2 protein-coding genes and 1 pseudogene are annotated in these 2357 nt (G+C 70.0%); all 3 read right to left on the reverse strand.

Translation table 11 applies throughout. The annotated features are described in order from the left end of the window. A pseudogene (locus H926_RS29815) lies at nt 1-241 on the reverse strand (arsenic transporter); the annotation flags it as partial. Between the two features lie 8 nt (nt 242-249). Then, entirely contained in the window at nt 250-1497 is a 1248-nt protein-coding gene (locus tag H926_RS0121990; RefSeq protein WP_022678173.1) for an MFS transporter, read from the reverse strand. An 84-nt stretch (nt 1498-1581) separates the two neighbouring features. Continuing rightward, nucleotides 1582-2357 (reverse strand): alpha/beta fold hydrolase (locus H926_RS0121995; protein ID WP_022678174.1); only part of this gene is annotated, 776 nt, incomplete at its 5' end.

A 2357-nucleotide genomic window follows, 5' to 3' on the forward strand; every position in this document is an offset into this window, starting at 1 on the left:
CAAACACGCCGTGCTGGCGCGCCGCCTCGCTCAGCAGCATCATGCCGGTCAGGAACAAGTAGACGTCGAGCCCCTTGGCCACGGCGGCGCCGGCGGCAGGCAGGGGCATCAGTCCGGTCAGGACCAGCAGCGCGGCGCCGCTGGCGGCCCAGATCCATTCGGGCCAGCGCATCGGGCGCGCGATCACGCCGGCAGTGGCAAGGCTGGCGATCGCCCAGATGGCGCCGGTTGCAGTTGGCATCGACGCCGTCATGGCCGGCCCGCGCCGGCCGCGCAAGCCGGGCGCAGTGTGCCGGCAAAGCCTATCCACAGCGCCAGGCTGGCGAGGGCAAAGCCGCCGAGAATGAAGAACGTGGCGTGATAGCCCAGCATCTGTGCCAGCCAGCCGCCGATCGCGGGAGAGAGGCTGGGGCCCACGCCCTGCACGGTCATCACCGCGCCCTGACCCACGTTGACGCGGCCCGTGCCATCGAGCAGGCAGGCGATCAGGCCCGGCACCGCCACGCTCTGCAGGCCCGCGCCAATGCCGTCGAGCGCCTGGACCGGCCACACGCCCCAGTGTTCGATAAAGGCGCCGGCAAGCAGCCCGCGCAGTGGCAGCGCCGCGAACGACACCAGCAGTACCAGCCAATAGCCGCGCTGATGCGCCAGCTTCATCGCCGCGAGGCTGGCCACGATCATCACCGCCTGGGCCACCATCACCGTGGTGGCGGTGAACATGGCCGGATCGCCCTTGCCCATGCCCGTCACCGCCATGCCATAAAGCGGCAGCATCGCCCCGTTGCCGAGGTGAAAGCAGGCGAGCGCGGCGGCGAGGATCAGCAGCGGCTTGTTCGACAGCAGTTCACGAAAGCCCTCGGCCTGGCCATTGGCGGTGGCCTGGTGTTCCGGCTCCAGCCCGCGCGCGGCGCGGTGATCGATCGCGCGTTCGGGGATGGAGAGCACGGCGGTGATCGCCATGACGCCGAACGCTGCCGCCAGGAAGAAGATCGCCGGCATGCCAAAGCGCCAGCCAAGCCAGCCCGACAGCCCGGCGCCGACCAGATTGCCGGCATGGTTCCACGCCTGGTTGCGGCCATTCTGCGCGTTGAAGCCGCGTTGCCGCACCACGCCCAGGGTAATCCCGGCCACGGCCGGGCCGATCGCCGCGCCGGCAATGGCGGTGGCGACCTGGCTGCCGGCGACAACCAGGAACGCCTGCGACCACAAGAGCAGGAACGAGGCGAGCACGGTGCAGATGCCGGTGATCACCACCACCCAGCGCTTGTGCGTCGTGTGATCGATAAAGGCGCCGGCCGGCACGGTCATGGCCATGCCGGCAATGCCGCCGGCGGTCATCACCGTGCCGATCGGCCCGGTTTGCCAGCCGCGCTGCTGCAGGAACACGCCCAGGAACGGGCCGATGCCGGCCTGCATATCGGCCATGAAGAAATTGAGCGCCTGCAGGGCGCGGGTTGCGCGCCGCCGATCGGCATTGTCCGTTGCTGCTGCGCCCACGCCCTTAACCCTTTGAACCCGCTTTGGCTGGTGAACTCTGCCGTGGCGGGATGTTTCCCTGGCAATGGGGGCATGGGGTGCGGCTTAGGGCAGGGTGGCGAAAAAGGCCTCCAGGGCGGCGAGGCTGTCGGGCTCGTCCATCATCGGAGCGTGGCCGATGCCGGGAATGGCGGCGAGCCGGGCCTGCTGCTTGCCCGCAACCATGGCCTGGGCCACGGCTTCATCCAGCAGATCGGTGGCCGTGCCGCGCAGCAGCAGGACCGGGCGATCCTGGGCAAAGGCATGCCATTTGCCCCAGGGATCGGGATCGGCCACGATCTTGCCAAAGGCCTGGGCGATGGCCGGATCGTAATCCGCCACGATCGCGCCGCCATCCTCGCGGAACAGGCGGCGGGCCATGGCCAGCCAGTCTGCCGCGCGATAGTGGGGAAAGACATCAGCGTTGAGCGTGGCGCAGGCCTTGGCCGCATCGTCCCACGTGGCGATCGCGCCACCTTTGCCGACATAGCCGGCGATGCGCGCCAGCCCGCGCGGCGACAGTTCCGGGCCGATATCGTTGATGACGGCGGCCGCGACGCGGGCGGGGGCGTGGGTGGCGAGGGCCACCGTGATCAGCCCGCCCATCGACGTGCCGATAAACACCGCGCGGGCGATGCCCAGGCCATCGAGCAGGGCGCAGACATCGGCCACATATGTGTCCACGTCATAGCGCTGCGCCGGATCGCGCGCTGAAAGCCCGCGCCCGCGCATGTCGAGCGCCAGCACCCGGCGCCCCCGCGCGGCGAGCCACGGGGCGAGTGCCTCGAAATCGCGGGAATTGCGCGTCAGGCCGTGCAGGCACACCACCGGCAGCCGCGCCG

Source organism: Novosphingobium sp. B-7, assembly GCF_000410615.1.
Classification (GTDB): Bacteria; Pseudomonadota; Alphaproteobacteria; order Sphingomonadales; family Sphingomonadaceae; genus Novosphingobium; species Novosphingobium capsulatum.